Raw genomic sequence first — 14773 nt, 5'->3', positions numbered from 1 at the left:
TGACCAGTAATGTCTCTTAGTAACTCCGAAAAGATTCTTTGGCAAGTCATTCAAGATAACCTAGAAGATATTCCGATATTAACAATAACCAACCTTAGCGATTTAGCTCATGTATCAACCGCTACAGTCGTACGAACGCTCAAAAAAAAAGGCTACAGCGGTTATATGGATTTTAAACAATCTATAATTACTAAAGAAAAAGAAAAAAAATATAAGAATATTCAGAATATGGATCACGATATCCAACAAGTCATTATGAAGAATGAACATGAACTTAATAACACACTACGTATGCTTGACGTTAATACCATAGAAAAAACAGTTCAAAAAATTAAACGTTCAAAAAAAATATACATTTTCTCAAGGGGTTTTTCTGAATTAATTGCAATTGAAATGCTAACAAAATTTGAATTATTAAATAAAAATTGTGTCAGTTTTACGGATCCCAATATTATTAAACAAATTAGTCACAGGATTACATATAATAATATTTTAATTATTATTTCATTGAACGGAACTACTGCAGAACTCCTTGAAGGTGCTAAAAATACGTATAAAAATGGAGCCGATATTATTGTATTAACAACCAACAAATTAAGTCCACTTATTAAATATTCAGATTCCGTGTTTATCGGATTTAAATCTGAAATTTCATATTTCCCTGAATTTGAAGTTAAATCTCGTTTACCATTACAGGTAATGAGCCGTATACTTTTAGATTCTTATGCAATTCGAACAAAGAAAGCTAGCAAATAAATTTATTTCACTTCTACTTTTTTTCATTACTAAATCATTAAAAATAAAGAGGCTAAACATGACGTTTAGCCTCTTTATTTTACTATTTTAATACCTTATCAAACCACGATGTAGCAGTACTTTCAAGAACGACATTTAAATCTTCAATATTCTTTTTACCAACTGTGTTCATCCATTCTTTACCTTTTTCTTCACCATCTTTAGCAAATGGTTCGATACCTTTGCTCCATGTTGCACGTCCACAAAGTACACCATTAAATGTTGATTTTGCTTCATGAGCAAATACTAAAGTATCTTGGAATAATTGTGCCGATACACCACCACTTAAGAAAATAAATGGTAATTTGGTTGCATCACTTTGTTCTTTAAATATATCTAATGCTTCTGTCTTAGAATATACCACCTCATTATCGTCGTTAAACCCTTCCACATAATCCATATTGACTGGCACTTCTACTTTAAGTACATCTACTTTATATTCAGGTTTAGAAAATTCTTTCATCATTTCAATAACTTTATGAGGTTTTACTTTAGCATACTCTGAACCTTTAACATCGTCATTAGTTGCATCATAAGAAACCAATTCTAAAAATAATGGCATATCTTCTGCAGCACATTCTGAACCAAGACGCTCCATATATGCATGTTTCATATTATTAATCTCAGCATTTTCGTCTATATCATAATAAAGTAAGAATTTAATAGCGTCAGCGCCCTCTTCTTTAAGACGACGAACTGACCAATCTGGTAATAAGTCAGGTAAGCGACCTGGGGTAGTAACATCATAACCCGTTTTTTCGTATGCAACTAGTAATCCAGTACTTGCATTACGGACCTTTGCTGCTGGAAGACCATATTCTGGATCAAGTAATATTGCTGAAGCGTATGGTGTTAATTCTGATGAAATTACTTTTTTAAATTCAACGATATCTTCTTCATTTGCTGGCTTATTTGCTGCTGCTGCCAACATTTTTTTTAAAGATCCTCGTTGATCAATTGCTAATGCTGCAATTACGCCTTTTTCATTTGAAAGTGCTTTAAGTCCTGCCAATTTATTTGGTGTCATTTTTATTCCGTCCTTTATTATTTTTTTACTTCTCTCATCCACTTATAATTCTATCTTTGAAGAATATGAAAAGGTTTTTAAAATTTCATTTTTTACATACCAATTAAAAATAACTTAACAATCATAAATACCGTTTACTCCGACTAGCTCTTAATAAAGAATCAGTTAATATCATTTTTTATATTTTAAAGTACCATTTAAATATGTTTCCTCAAAATTTAAATCATGATCTAAAACAATGAAGTCAGCATCTCTACCTGCCGCAATACTTCCGCACTTATCATCAATTCCAACGCTTCTAGCGGGCACATAACTAGCCATTTGGATTGCTTCTTCAGGAGTAGAAATATTCCAATCAACAACATTTTTAACTGCTTCCATTAATTTTAAGACACTACCAGCTAAACTTCCTGACTCTAACCTTGCGGCGCCATCTTTAACAACAACTGGGAACTCACCTAATGTATAATTTCCATCAGGCATTGCACCAGCACGCATACAATCAGTTACTAATACAATGTGGTCTGCTCCTTTAACGTTAATTAAAATTTTAGCAGATGCCGGATTAACATGTTGACCATCACAAATTAGTTCATCATAGACACTACTTAATGACATTGCTGCGCCAACCATCCCTGGCTCTCTATGATTAAGTGGGCTCATTCCGTTATACGTATGAACGAAAATAGATGCACCAGATTCTACTGCAGATTTAGCTTGATCAAACGTAGCATCACTATGCCCCAATGCTACTTTGACCCCTTGTTTAGTTAAGGCCTCAGTAAATTCTTTAACACCCTTTCGCTCAGGTGCAATCGCAATTTTTCGAATAAGTCCATGCGCTAATTTTTGCCAATGCTCAAAAATATCTATACTTGGATCTAAAAAGTATTTAGGATTTTGCGCACCTTTGTGTTTTTCAGTAAAAAATGGACCCTCAAAAAAGATACCCTGTATTTTTGCACCACGTACTTCACCATGACGCTTACCAAAGTCAGAAATAACTTCGTTCAACGTTTCTGGAGCTGCCGTCAATGTTGTCGGCAGAAATGAAGTAACGCCACATTCTAATAAACCTTCAGACATCATTTTTGCGCCCTCAAAATCGTTATCCATCACATCATATCCCTTTAAACCATGGACATGTGTATCTACAAGCCCTGGTGCAATCCATTTACCCGTATATTCTTTGATATCACCATCAGGTTTTTCTTGTTGATAATCACCAAATTTACCATCAATAATTGCCAAGTACCCTTCATTTTCAACCGTGTTTTTCAAGAAAAACTTATCTGCATGAATATAATATATTTCCACCAGTAATGCCTCCTATATTATTTTTGTTAAAAAGAAACTAGCCCATTATCCATAGTCTAGTTCCGCAGGCCTCTTCTAGAATAACTTGAAGAATGCACCTACTAAGCCAACAACTACTGTGAGCCCAATCAACATCAATGGAGATTTACCTTTTTTCAACATCCAGTAACAGAAGAATGTATAAAGAAGCGGTAATAATGCCGGCATCACTTTATCAATAACACCTTTTTGTAAATCAATATCAATTTTCCCAGCATGAATCACAACACCAAATTTAAAGTTAACGTATGTTGCAACCAAGGCTCCAACAACAGTTAATCCAACTATCGACGCAGCACGTGATATTTTTTTTGTATTTTCCTTCATACTCGAAATAGCACGAGTACCAGTTCTATACCCATAATTCATTAACCAGAATAGTAACCCAAAATGCACTGCATTAAAGACAACAAGGAATAAGATCGGTCCAAGTGGATTTCCATTCATTGATAATGAAACCCCAACTCCGGCTGTAATAGGTAGCAACGTTAACCAGAACATCGCATCCCCAATACCACCTAAAGGTCCCATCATTGCTACTTTGATACCACGAATAGTTGATCTATTTTCTTTATTTTCTTCCATTGCTAAAATAACACCTTGAACAAATGTTACTAAAAATGGATGTGTATTAAAAAATTGTAAATGATCAAGCATTGCATATGAGAAATCTTCTTTATCTTTATGAATTTTTTTCAATCCAGGAATTAAACTATAAGTCCACCCACCACCTTGCATACGTTCATAATTAAATGAAGCCTGTAAAAGTAGTGAACGCCAAACCATTTTGTTTAAATCTTTTTTTGTAATTACCTTTTCAACAGTAGGATCGTTATAAGTATCTGGGATCACAACATCATTGCGATCAAATTTCTTTTTAGATGCCATCACTATAGTCCTCCTCTTCATTAACTGTTACGGTTGCTACTTTTTTTCCACCATTATCAGATTTTGCTCCACCAATAAAGAAATCATAAGCAGCGATTGAAATACCAATGATTGCGACTCCTAAGATTGGTAAGTTACCATATGCTGCAACAACAAATCCAATTGCGAAGAATGGTGCGTACGCTGTCTTCCACATAATTTTTAACAACATGGCAAATCCAACAGCTGGCATAATACCACCGGCCGTACTTAATCCTGTTAAGATCCATGCAGGAACGGCTTCAACCATTCCTTGCGCTTTACTTGCACCGAGGAAGATTGGTAAGAACGCCATAATGAAGTAGAAAACAAACAAGATTAGCGGACCCATGTAGTTCAATCGATCAATTTTCTTATCATTACCTTCCATCGCGTATTCATCCATTTTATGCATAACTGGTGAGTAAGCTGTAAATAGTAATGTAACTAAACCTTGTACGGCAACTGCAAATGGTACGGCAATACCAACTGCTAATGTTGGTGTTTGATGAGCAATAATTGCAAATGCGGTTCCCATAATTCCACCAATAACAACATTAGGTGGCTGTGCTCCAGCAAGTGGAACCATTCCAGCCCAAACTAATTCTAATGTACCACCAACAATTAAGCCGGTTTGAAAATCTCCTAATATTAGACCAACTACTGCACCAGTAACGATTGGTCTATGAATATGTGTTAAACCACTATACATATCGATACCGGCAATACCAGCCCATAGTCCAATTAATAACGCTTGTACTAACATATAAATTTCCTCCTTTTTATTATTATATTTACGTTTTTAATATTCTTTCAGTAAGCGCATCATATCTGATGCCTTTTCATTCGGAATACCTTGAACCTCTAGTTCAACACCCAAATCATGCATTTTATTGAATGCTTGAACATCGGTATCATCGACTGAGATAGTTGCCGATAATTGTTTCTTCCCTTCTGAAAAATGTAAATTACCAATATTTACTTTCTTAATTGGGACACCTCCTTCAATAATTTTAGCCATGTCTTCTGGCGTACGAACAACTAATAATATTTTTTGTTTATCCGAGGCTTTACCAATAATACGAATCGTTTTTTTAATATCGAAAAAGCGGATTCCAACAGTTTCAGGAATAACCATCTCCATTAAACTTTGCTGTACATCATCTTTAGAAACCTCATCATTCGCAACTACAACTAGATTAGCGTCAATCGTATTAACCCATGTCATACCAACCTGTCCATGAACAAGTCTGTTATCAATTCTTGCAAGTAAAATGTTTGGTGTTGTCATAATAAATTCCTCCTTGAAATTTTTATTTATAGGCATGTAAAGTTACACCTTTAACTACACGATTTACGGTACCGCTTGGTGAAGGTGTATCTGGTGTGTTTCCCACTTTTACTGAACTTAATAATGAAATAGTTTGCGCATACATAACATCAGCAAGAGCCAGATATCCTTCTGGTAAAAGGGCATCTCCTGATTCAAATGTGAAACGATCACCACTAAAGTTATTCTGTCCCTCAATATCAATCCCAATTACTTTAGCGGCAATTTTATCTCCACTCACTTCTTCTAAAATATCAATATCGTATTGACGTGTATATTCTTGATTGTTAACAAATACAAAAACTAATGTTTTCTCGTTGACGAACGATTTAGGTCCATGTCGGAACCCCATTGAAGAATCAAACATTGTTGTTAGCTTACCTGCCGTTAGTTCAAGAATTTTCAACTGTGCCTCTCTTGTTAATCCCGATAAACTTCCGGACCCAAGATAGACAACCCGATCAAATTCCATATCAATAACAGCTTTTATTTCAGCTTCACGTTTAATCACTTCATGACCCATTGCAATAATAGTCTCAACATATTTTTCTTTAATATCCTTACGTGTTGTATCAAAAATTAATAACGCTGAGAGTGACATACAACTGTATGATCCAGTCATTGCAAATCCCTTATCATTAGACAGCGCAGGCATCATCAATAACAAATTACGTTCGTCATCTTTTGTACCAACAGCAAGTTTCCCTTCCGGAGCACAAGTAATTGTAATTTGATATAAATTTTTAATTATTTTTCTTGAAATTTCAACAGCGGCAACACTTTCAGGACTATTACCACTCCTAGCAAACGAAACTAAAATAGTCGTAGCATCTGGTACTAAATAATCATATGGTGCAGATACGATATCGGTTGTTGGAATACTTTCAAACTGATAATTTGCACGATCCCCGTGGTTACTTAAGTATGGTGTTACAGTATCACCAACATAAGCGGATGTTCCTGCTCCTGTAAAAATGACCCGAATCAACCCGTTCGAGGTAGATTTAACTGATTTTAAAAATGTCTTTATTTCGTCTGACTTTTCACTAAAATTATTAAATGCCTCAGTCCAAAGTTCAGGTTGTTGTTTAATTTCACCTGTTGTAATATTTGCGCCCATTATTTCCAACTCTTTTTCATTCTTCTCAAACATATTAAGCTCTCCTTTAGATGCCATTATCATCTATTTCTACTCTTTTTTTTGTTTCAAATTGCATAATACCTTTTTTACCAGCATCCAGTGCTTTCTCCATAAACGCGCTCATGTTCAAATCCCGGTTAAATAACATATCTAATAACATCGGTATATTCGATCCTGTTAAAACGCTTACATTATTATGCAGTAATTTTATTTTAACTGCTTCATTAAATGGTGTTCCTCCAGGAATATCAGTAAAGAAAACTATTCCATCTAAGCCGTTTAATTTGTTAAGCGCTTTCATATAGTCGCCGCTTAAATCTTCCGCGGTCATTCCTTGTATAAAATCACAAAGAATAAAATTTTCTTGTTGTCCGGCAATAAGTTCAATATTTGATCCCATTCCAGTTGCAAAGTTCCCATGTCCAGCTACTACCATACCAATCATATAATTATCCTCCCTTATTTATTGTGTCGAATATGATAAGTAAATTTATCACCCCTCGCAATACTCAACGTAAATTCAATTACTTCATTTTTTGTGTTATACGTCGTTCGCTCTAATTTAAGAACAGGTGCACCTTCATAAAAATTTAATAAAGTTGCATCATTGCCTGCCATAACACCTGCTGTTAAAGATTCATCAGCCGTTTTTACAATCTGGTTATAATCATCTAAAAAAATGACATACATCGCTTGCTTATTTAATGTCTCCACAGTTAAAGAGGGAAATTTAGCATACGGTAAGTAAGTTCTCTCTAACATCATTGGTTCATCTGATGCAAGTCTTAATCGTTTTAATTTAATTACCTTGGTACCAACTTCAACTTTTAAACCTTGAGCAATAAACTCATTAGCACTAATAACATCAAAGCTAATTATTTTACTACTCGGTTCTTTATCAAGGGAAACCATTTGTTCTGTAAAACTAAACGTTCCCCCTAAATCAGTCTTAATTTTAGCGATATTCGACACAAATGTTCCTTTACCATGTTGGCGATATACATAACCCATTAGTTCTAACTCATTTAGTGCTGTTCGGACAGTCGTACGACTCATATCGTAAGCAATAGATAAATCACGTTCAGACGGTAATTTATCATTCACCTTTAGATTCTTTTCAATTTCTTCTTTTAGCGTATCTACTAATTGATCATAGAGTGGACGCTCATAATTACCGTTTAACATTACTTTTCCCCCAAGTGGTTACTACCACATACATAATATATTATTTTTAAAACTCTTTGTCAATAGTTATTTTTATATTAACTATTATTAAATCATTTGTATTTTCAACATTGGTACCTACCATTAATCATGTTTTTTAATTCCCCCCTTCTAAAGTAATCATATTTCACTTTAAAGTTATAGATTATTAGCGACACACTACTTCGCTGTATAAAATTATCGTGACCGATATGACTTGCTTTCTAATTATATCAATTAAGCATAACTTTTATTTATTAGATTCTAAACTCATATAAATTCTTTCTACAATAAATACGTAAGGGTACTAAAAAGTTACTTTAGTCTAAATAATATACATCTAAAATAAAACGTTTACATTTTAGTAAAAGTTTAGTAAAATGTAGTTGTTAACTAAAAGAATGCGTTTTCACGTTTATTATTTTTATGTTTTGCTATTATGAATAACAATTTCTTTTACCAAAAATCTATTATATAGGAAGAGGTCATTAGAATGGATACAAATAAATTAACGATTGATGCCGAACGATTTGCAGCTGCAATTATTGCCGGAAATCCTAAGCAAACAAATGAAGATAACAAGATATATATTAAACGTCAATTGACGTTATACCTTGAATCAGTTTTGTTAGTTAATGATTTTAATTCTTTAGAAGAAAACCAATTAGGTTCTGCTAAAGAAAAACAACGTCAAGCAATTTTAGATAAGATTATCGAACACAGATATAACTAATTTTAACTACACTCGAAAGGAATTAAACTAATGAAAAATTCTAAAGATTTTAAACAATATGCTTCATATGCCTTTGGTGCATTTGGACATGATGCCTTTTATGCAACACTTAGCACTTATTTTATGATTTTTATTACAAGTCAATTATTCGTTACAAAGGATGCTGGTTTCAACGCTAAAATGATTGGTTACGTCACAACTATGATGGTTGTTATTCGAATTGTTGAGATCTTTTTTGATCCTTTAATTGGTGGCGTTATTGATAATACTCGTACTCGTTGGGGGAACTTTAAACCATGGTTACTAATCGGTTCAATTGTCAGTTCAATTGGATTAATCCTTATTTTCACTGATTTTGGTGGTTTAGCTACAAGCAATCCTTATCTTTACTTAATTCTTTTTGCCATTGTTTATATCATTCTAGATAGTTTCTATTCATTTAAAGATATTTCATTCTGGTCAATGTTACCAGCTCTAAGTGTCGAATCAGAAAAACGGACTAAATTTGGAACAATTGCTCGTTTTGGTTCAACATTAGGTGCTCAAGGTGTTATTATCGTTATCGTCCCAATCGTTGTCTTCTTTTCAAAAATGTTCTCAGGTACAACTGGTAATACACAAACAAAAGCAGGTTGGTTAGGTTTTGCTATTGTTATCGGTTTGGTTTCATTCTTAGGTGCTTTAGCAACTATTTTAGGAACTAAGATTGAAAAAAATGCAATTCGTGAAAATACTGAAAAAGTTCGTTTCCGTGATGTTTTCAAAGTTATCGGTAAAAATGATCAGTTAATGTGGTTATCATTATCATATTTCCTTTTCGCTTTTAGTTATGTTATTACAAATTCACTTTTGATTTACTACTTCAATTATGTTTTAGGTAGTGCAGCTGCATTTACTACTGTTGGTGTTCTAACAGCAGTCTTAGGAATTATTTCAGTTTCATTGTTCCCAACTTTAGTTGCATTGGTTCATCGTCGTGCTATCTACCTTGGCGGAATCGCTGTCATGCTATTGGGTTACATTCTCTTCCTATTTGCTGGTACTAACCTTGTTGTTGTCTTAATTGCTGTTGGCTTATTCTTCTTCCCATATCCACTTGTTTTCTTAGCAGCATTGATGACAATTACGGATAGTGTTGAATACGGTCAATTAAAGAGTGGAACACGTAATGAATCTGTTACTTTAGCAGTTCGTCCTTTGTTGGATAAATTAGCTGGTGCCTTCGCTAATGGTGTTGTTGGTTTTGCCGCAATCCAAGCTGGTATGACAGGTAGTGCTAAACCAAGCGATATTACAAACAGTGGTTTACTACAATTCAGAATGTACATGTTCTTCGTTCCAATGGCCTTAATAATTGTTGCTGCTCTTATCTTTATGTCAAAAATTAAATTGACTGAAGCTAAACATGCTGAAATCGTTACAGAATTAAAAAAGAAATTAGATTAATATAATTAAAAAAACAGCGATCAGATAAAATCTGGTCGCTGTTTTGCTGTCTAATCGTTAAGTCCTTTACCATCAAGAATTTTCGGAATATATTTAATAATTCTAGCCTCACGCGTTTCTGTTTTTTTAGCATCTGCAAAATAACGTGCATACGTTTTTTGACGTCCAAGCGTTAACGTTTCAAAAAATTCTTCCAATTCTGGCATTTCATTCATTTTTTTCTGGAATTCCACTGGCAACACTAATTCAGTTGGTTTACCCTTAGGAACCTTTAACCCAGCCTTTTCTGCATTAATTGCTTGTTGAATGTAATCACTTATCTCTACTTTTAAATCAGTAACATCTTTTAAGCTATGAAATCTAATTTGGCGACCAACCTCAGTATGTTCGCCCGTTGGAACTAAAATACCCTTACCATCATCAATCAGAGTTCCTTTTAAGAAAAGTAATGCCATATACTCTTTAAATCCTTGAATTAAGACAATATTTTTACCATTTAGTGTATAACAAGGTTTGCCCCATTTAAATTCTTCAGTCAGTCCCGTTTCGAGTGCAAGTTCTCTTAACTGTGTCATTTCTTCTTTCCATTGTGTTGCTTTTTCTAAGTGTAAATCAACTTTTGGATTCTTTTTAATTTCTGTCATTGTCTTAACCCCTTTATTTTATAATCTTTTTTCTGGATTTAATTGTAGCCCAATCAATGAACATAACAAGAAAAATGCAGCTAATAATATCGTTTTAGTTCCCATTATCGGTACCATAGCACCCATAGAAATTGCGCCAAAAAGAAATGCTAAGACGACACCCAACATCCGCCAACCTTTAGCCATTGCGATTATATTACCTTTAACAATTCCGTCATAAAAACTTTCAGCCATTGTCCTCAAATTACCCGTCATCATAAATGACGTAAAAGGTCCTCCGTTGATTTGTCTAAATTCTTGAAGTTGAGCTGCTGCAACCATTGAAATGATTCCTGTAGATAACTGTGCTGGCCAATTTCTTGGAATAAATGCAACAATAATTAAAAGGATCGTCTCAATACCGATAACAAATCGTTGTCGTTTATTAATTGAATCTTCTTCTTTAAATCGATGTTGCAGATTTCTAGTTATAATAATACCAATCATAAAAGCAAAAATTGGAATCAGATGATCGAATATGGCCCCCCATTTCATTTGGCCCATATCAATACCTAATATAATTAAATTTCCGGTTTGCATACCAGCGAAAACACCATCATGTACGATATAGGTATACGCATCAAATCCCCCGCCGGCAAATATTAATCCAGCGAACAGTACCCTATCCAATAGTGACATTGGTTTTTTCATCAAATCCTTCTTTCAGATTGTACTTAAAATATTCTTTCAAATTAAGTATACTAAATTATCAGAAGTTAACAAGAATATACGATTAATTTTTACTATTAAAGACGTTATCAAGCGATTTTTTCTGTTTTAAAGTTTATAATGAAATTAGTTTTTATAAGACAAGGGAGATTACTTTTATGCATTTAGCCATTATTGGTGCCGGACCACGAGGTCTGATTACACTTGAACGACTCATTGCTTGGCAACAAGCAGATCCTTCAAATTCACCACTTACTATTGATTTATATGATCCATATGGTGTTGGTGGGCGCGTATGGTCACCAACTCAACCACACGAATTAATCATGAATACCGCAGCTCAACAAATTAGTTTATTCTATGGAACAAGCGTCCAATCTATTGGTCCAGTTATCCCAGGACCAAACATTTTCGAATGGGCTCAATCTGATGCTCATGATTTTATCGAAATAAATAATTATTCAGCGGATTTTTTAACTGAAATTAAAGATTTACATCCAAACGATTATGCAACAAGAGCACTTTTTGGTGTTTATATCCAATGGTACTACGCTGAATTACTTAAACGTGCCTCTAACAATATCACAATTAATTTGAATAAAAGTACGGTTACACAAATTTCAAAAAAAGCTGATCAATTTGAAATCACAACCGCCTTACCTTCAGTTAGCATCGTTGACTATGTCGTAATGTCTTTAGGTAATCTTGAAAATGAATTATCTGTCGGACAAAAAAGATTTGATACATTCGCTACAGAAAACAAGTTAACTTATGTTTTACCAGGCTTTCCAAATGAAACAAAACTAGATCATATCACGCACGAAGATACTGTTATTTTACGTGGCTTAGGTCTTAGCTTCTTTGATTTAGTGACCCGTTTGACTGTAGGCCGTGGTGGTCTATTTAAGCGATTAGAGAACGGGCAACTACAATATCAAGCAAACGGTAACGAACCTCACATTGTGGCAGGTTCGCGTCGTGGATGGCCTTATCATGCCAAAGGGGATAATCAAAAATCACCCGGCGAAGAAACTCAAGCTCATTTTTTAACGGCGGCTAAAATGGCAGTTTTCATGGAAAATGGTACCGTTTCTTTCAATGAATTTTGGACCTTATTAAGTCATGACGTTGAATATCAATATTATTCATTACTTGTCGCACAGAATTATCCAAAAATCGATTTAACAAAATTCCAATTAGCTTTCTTAAAAGATCCTAAAGTAACCGTTGAGCGATCAATTATTCTTGAAGAAGATCGCTTTAATTGGGATCATCTAGGAAATCCAATGACTAAAAAACCTAATGAAGATTTCAAAGCCGTTATGTTAGACCATTTACAAAAAGATGCAGTAGATGCAAAATTAGGTACTAAGACCGGACCATTGACCAGTGCTCTTGAGGTTTTACGTGACTTACGTCTTCCGGTTAGACAATTAATTGATAACCGTCTCTTAACAGATGATGACTATTTAACTAACTTCTTAGGCTGGTTTAATTCATTAAATAACTTTTTAACAATCGGGCCTCCTACCATTAGAGTTGAACAATTACGGGCACTCGTTGAAGCTGATGTTGTTACACTATTAGAACCTGGAATGGTCGTCGATACTAAAGATCATCAATTTGAAACATATAGTGCAAACCAACCAGATCAACGCTACTTAGCAACAACTCTAATTGAAGCACGCGTTCCTGCTGTTCATGCGACAACAGCAACAAGTCCTTTAATAAAACAGTTACTCGATACAAAAATCGCCAATCCTTTAATTTTAAATCCAACTAAAGGTGATTCTGTTATAGATGGCGCAGTCAACGTTGACCCTGTCAGCAATTTATTACTAGATGAGCATAAGACACCGCAACCTGGTTTATACTTCTGGGGTGTTCCGACTGATGGTGTTCATTGGCTAACAGCTGCAAGTCCAAGACCTTTTGTAAATGATGTTAGTTTACGCACAGCTAATGATATTGTTAAAGCTATTTTTACAGAAGAGTCACATAAATAATAATTAAAAAAGTGAATCATACCCTATATTGAGAATAGAGTATGACTCACTTTTTTAATATCTTTTACCTATTAAATTGACGTTAATTAATCCTAAAATAATAATTTTCTACTTGAGGATAACATTATATTCTAAATCATGATAAAATCATTAACTAGATATCCATCAACATTTCTTTATTAATTATGCTACTTAAATCAAAGGAGAAAAATGATAAAATCAATTATGCACGATGAAATATTTCTCGCACAAAAAGCTGAGATTGCAACTAAAAATGATGGCTCAATCGTAACCGATTTATTAGATACATTAGAAGCAAATAAAGAGGTTTGTGTTGGAATGGCTGCCAATATGATTGGTGTGAATAAACGAATTATCGTTTGCCAATTTGGTAATCTAAATGTTCCCTTTATTAATCCTAAGATTACAAAAAAATCTGGACGTTACAACGTCAATGAAGGTTGCCTTTCGTTGACTGGCGAACGTCCAGCACAACGATATGATTCCATTACAGTTGATTATTTAGACAAATCATTTCAACCACAAACCCAAAAGTTTTCAGGTTGGATGGCACAAATCATTCAACACGAAGTCGATCATTGTGAAGGTATTATCATCTAAATGAAAAAATCTCGAGAAAATAAATTCTCGAGATTTTTTTATTATTTAAATTTAAGCTTGAGCAGTTGGATAAATCGTAAATTCATTAACATTAACTTCTTCTGGTTGATCAATGGCAAACTTAACCACGCGTGCAATTGCGACCGGATCAATTCCAACTTGTTCATAAAATGACGACATCCCTGAAAGGGTTTGTTCATCCGTAATAGTATTTAATAATTCTGTGTTAATTGCTGCTGGATATAAGGTTGATGTTCTTATATTTGTTTTTTCCATAGCACTTTCTGTCCTTAGAACTTCCATTAAATTACGGACAGCAAATTTTGTTGCGCCATAAACACCTGCATCTGGGAATGATTTAATGCCTGCAACAGATGATGTTGTAATAACATGTCCATGTTTTTGTTCAATAAATATAGGCAACACTGCAGCAATTCCGTTCAATACACCTTTGATATTGATATCAATCATATCATCCCATTCATCCGTTTTTAAAGCCGATAAGGGCGAGTTAGGCATGATTCCAGCATTATTGAATATAACATCTATCCCACCAAAAGTTTCTTGTGCTAAAGTAACTAAATTCTTAACGTCACTTGCCTTAGTGACATCAGTAACGGCATATGTTGCCTGACCACCATTCTTTTTAATTTCTTCAACAATCTTTGCTAACTTAGCTTCACGACGAGCACCTAAAACGACTTTAGCCCCACCTTCAGCTAACATTCTGGCCGTTGCTTCACCAATACCACTTGATGCTCCTGTAATAACAACAACTTTATTTTCTACTGACATATCATTATCCTCCAATTTAATTAGTATGTTTACATTACTCTTTAAAGTGCACTCTAAGTCAA

General features: G+C 34.1%; 16 protein-coding genes. 5 read left to right on the top strand and 11 right to left on the bottom strand.

Translation table 11 applies throughout. The features are described 5' to 3' along the window. Nucleotides 1–9 precede the first annotated feature (9 nt). A complete protein-coding gene (locus tag AC1RO3_RS00720; RefSeq protein WP_481761028.1) occupies nt 10–756 on the top strand; it encodes a MurR/RpiR family transcriptional regulator in 747 nt (248 codons plus the stop codon). A gap of 82 nt (nt 757–838) precedes the next feature. Here the strand turns inward: AC1RO3_RS00720 and lacD are convergent, their stop codons facing one another. The 8 genes from lacD to AC1RO3_RS00680 all read right to left on the bottom strand — a co-directional run bounded on the left by lacD (nt 839) and on the right by AC1RO3_RS00680 (nt 7740). Beyond that, nucleotides 839–1822, bottom strand: coding sequence for a tagatose-bisphosphate aldolase (gene lacD / locus AC1RO3_RS00715; protein ID WP_481761029.1), 984 nt, complete (start codon nt 1820–1822; stop codon nt 839–841). A 171-nt stretch (nt 1823–1993) separates the two neighbouring features. Continuing rightward, nucleotides 1994–3139 (bottom strand): N-acetylglucosamine-6-phosphate deacetylase, encoded by a 1146-nt coding sequence (gene nagA, locus AC1RO3_RS00710; protein WP_481761030.1) that lies wholly within the window; start codon nt 3137–3139, stop codon nt 1994–1996. A gap of 75 nt (nt 3140–3214) precedes the next feature. Next, nucleotides 3215–4066: a PTS system mannose/fructose/sorbose family transporter subunit IID gene (locus tag AC1RO3_RS00705; RefSeq protein ID WP_481761031.1), complete on the bottom strand. Its 852-nt coding sequence runs from the start codon at nt 4064–4066 to the stop codon at nt 3215–3217. Beyond that, nucleotides 4056–4850 (bottom strand): PTS N-acetylgalactosamine transporter subunit IIC, encoded by a 795-nt coding sequence (agaW, locus tag AC1RO3_RS00700; protein ID WP_481761032.1) that lies wholly within the window; start codon nt 4848–4850, stop codon nt 4056–4058. Before agaW ends, AC1RO3_RS00705 begins: the two co-directional genes overlap by 11 nt. 36 nt (nt 4851–4886) lie before the next feature. Further along, complete coding sequence (gene agaV, locus AC1RO3_RS00695) at nt 4887–5375, bottom strand: PTS N-acetylgalactosamine transporter subunit IIB (protein ID WP_481761033.1); 489 nt, start codon at nt 5373–5375, stop codon at nt 4887–4889. A gap of 22 nt (nt 5376–5397) precedes the next feature. After that, the gene (locus AC1RO3_RS00690; protein WP_481761034.1) at nt 5398–6567 is read right to left on the bottom strand and encodes an AgaS family sugar isomerase; all 1170 of its coding nucleotides are present in this window, start codon (nt 6565–6567) and stop codon (nt 5398–5400) included. Between the two features lie 13 nt (nt 6568–6580). Next, nucleotides 6581–7000, bottom strand: a complete 420-nt coding sequence (gene agaF, locus AC1RO3_RS00685) for a PTS galactosamine/N-acetylgalactosamine transporter subunit IIA (protein ID WP_481761035.1) — start codon at nt 6998–7000, stop codon at nt 6581–6583. Between the two features lie 14 nt (nt 7001–7014). Then, nucleotides 7015–7740: a GntR family transcriptional regulator gene (locus AC1RO3_RS00680; protein ID WP_481761036.1), complete on the bottom strand. Its 726-nt coding sequence runs from the start codon at nt 7738–7740 to the stop codon at nt 7015–7017. Between the two features lie 511 nt (nt 7741–8251). Here AC1RO3_RS00680 and AC1RO3_RS00675 point away from each other — a divergent pair. Then, on the top strand, nt 8252–8491 hold the full coding sequence (locus AC1RO3_RS00675) for a hypothetical protein (RefSeq protein ID WP_409021786.1): 240 nt from the start codon (nt 8252–8254) through the stop codon (nt 8489–8491). Nucleotides 8492–8521: 30 nt separating this feature from the next. Beyond that, complete coding sequence (locus tag AC1RO3_RS00670) at nt 8522–9937, top strand: glycoside-pentoside-hexuronide (GPH):cation symporter (RefSeq protein WP_481761037.1); 1416 nt, start codon at nt 8522–8524, stop codon at nt 9935–9937. A 50-nt stretch (nt 9938–9987) separates the two neighbouring features. On the opposite strand, the gene AC1RO3_RS00665 is transcribed toward AC1RO3_RS00670, so the two are convergent. Next, complete coding sequence (locus AC1RO3_RS00665; protein ID WP_481761038.1) at nt 9988–10581, bottom strand: YdeI/OmpD-associated family protein; 594 nt, start codon at nt 10579–10581, stop codon at nt 9988–9990. Between the two features lie 18 nt (nt 10582–10599). Then, entirely contained in the window at nt 10600–11271 is a 672-nt protein-coding gene (locus AC1RO3_RS00660) for a YoaK family protein (protein ID WP_481761039.1), read from the bottom strand. A gap of 176 nt (nt 11272–11447) precedes the next feature. Between AC1RO3_RS00660 and AC1RO3_RS00655 the strand changes: the two genes are divergently transcribed. Together AC1RO3_RS00655 and AC1RO3_RS00650 are read left to right on the top strand one after the other, a co-directional pair. After that, a complete protein-coding gene (locus tag AC1RO3_RS00655; protein ID WP_481761040.1) occupies nt 11448–13295 on the top strand; it encodes an FAD/NAD(P)-binding protein in 1848 nt (615 codons plus the stop codon). 210 nt (nt 13296–13505) lie between these two features. After that, nucleotides 13506–13916, top strand: coding sequence for a peptide deformylase (locus AC1RO3_RS00650; RefSeq protein WP_481761041.1), 411 nt, complete (start codon nt 13506–13508; stop codon nt 13914–13916). A gap of 51 nt (nt 13917–13967) precedes the next feature. Here AC1RO3_RS00650 and AC1RO3_RS00645 read toward each other — a convergent pair whose 3' ends face one another. After that, complete coding sequence (locus tag AC1RO3_RS00645) at nt 13968–14711, bottom strand: SDR family oxidoreductase (RefSeq protein WP_481761042.1); 744 nt, start codon at nt 14709–14711, stop codon at nt 13968–13970. Nucleotides 14712–14773 lie beyond the last annotated feature (62 nt).

Source organism: Dellaglioa sp. CoH-57-MRSF-19 (genome assembly GCF_056781975.1).
Note: the sequence above shows the minus strand (reverse complement) of the source record. Positions and strands in the feature narration are given on the sequence as shown.

What these genes read in the sequence shown, in the direction of transcription:
- AC1RO3_RS00720 (WP_481761028.1), top strand. Translation starts at nt 10, where the DNA reads ATGTCTCTTAGTAACTCCGAAAAGATTCTTTGGCAAGTCATTCAAGAT.
- lacD (WP_481761029.1), bottom strand. Translation starts at nt 1,822, where the DNA reads ATGACACCAAATAAATTGGCAGGACTTAAAGCACTTTCAAATGAAAAA.
- AC1RO3_RS00705 (WP_481761031.1), bottom strand. Translation starts at nt 4,066, where the DNA reads ATGGCATCTAAAAAGAAATTTGATCGCAATGATGTTGTGATCCCAGAT.
- agaW (WP_481761032.1), bottom strand. Translation starts at nt 4,850, where the DNA reads ATGTTAGTACAAGCGTTATTAATTGGACTATGGGCTGGTATTGCCGGT.
- agaV (WP_481761033.1), bottom strand. Translation starts at nt 5,375, where the DNA reads ATGACAACACCAAACATTTTACTTGCAAGAATTGATAACAGACTTGTT.
- AC1RO3_RS00690 (WP_481761034.1), bottom strand. Translation starts at nt 6,567, where the DNA reads ATGTTTGAGAAGAATGAAAAAGAGTTGGAAATAATGGGCGCAAATATT.
- agaF (WP_481761035.1), bottom strand. Translation starts at nt 7,000, where the DNA reads ATGATTGGTATGGTAGTAGCTGGACATGGGAACTTTGCAACTGGAATG.
- AC1RO3_RS00680 (WP_481761036.1), bottom strand. Translation starts at nt 7,740, where the DNA reads ATGTTAAACGGTAATTATGAGCGTCCACTCTATGATCAATTAGTAGAT.
- AC1RO3_RS00675 (WP_409021786.1), top strand. Translation starts at nt 8,252, where the DNA reads ATGGATACAAATAAATTAACGATTGATGCCGAACGATTTGCAGCTGCA.
- AC1RO3_RS00670 (WP_481761037.1), top strand. Translation starts at nt 8,522, where the DNA reads ATGAAAAATTCTAAAGATTTTAAACAATATGCTTCATATGCCTTTGGT.
- AC1RO3_RS00665 (WP_481761038.1), bottom strand. Translation starts at nt 10,581, where the DNA reads ATGACAGAAATTAAAAAGAATCCAAAAGTTGATTTACACTTAGAAAAA.
- AC1RO3_RS00660 (WP_481761039.1), bottom strand. Translation starts at nt 11,271, where the DNA reads ATGAAAAAACCAATGTCACTATTGGATAGGGTACTGTTCGCTGGATTA.
- AC1RO3_RS00655 (WP_481761040.1), top strand. Translation starts at nt 11,448, where the DNA reads ATGCATTTAGCCATTATTGGTGCCGGACCACGAGGTCTGATTACACTT.
- AC1RO3_RS00650 (WP_481761041.1), top strand. Translation starts at nt 13,506, where the DNA reads ATGATAAAATCAATTATGCACGATGAAATATTTCTCGCACAAAAAGCT.
- AC1RO3_RS00645 (WP_481761042.1), bottom strand. Translation starts at nt 14,711, where the DNA reads ATGTCAGTAGAAAATAAAGTTGTTGTTATTACAGGAGCATCAAGTGGT.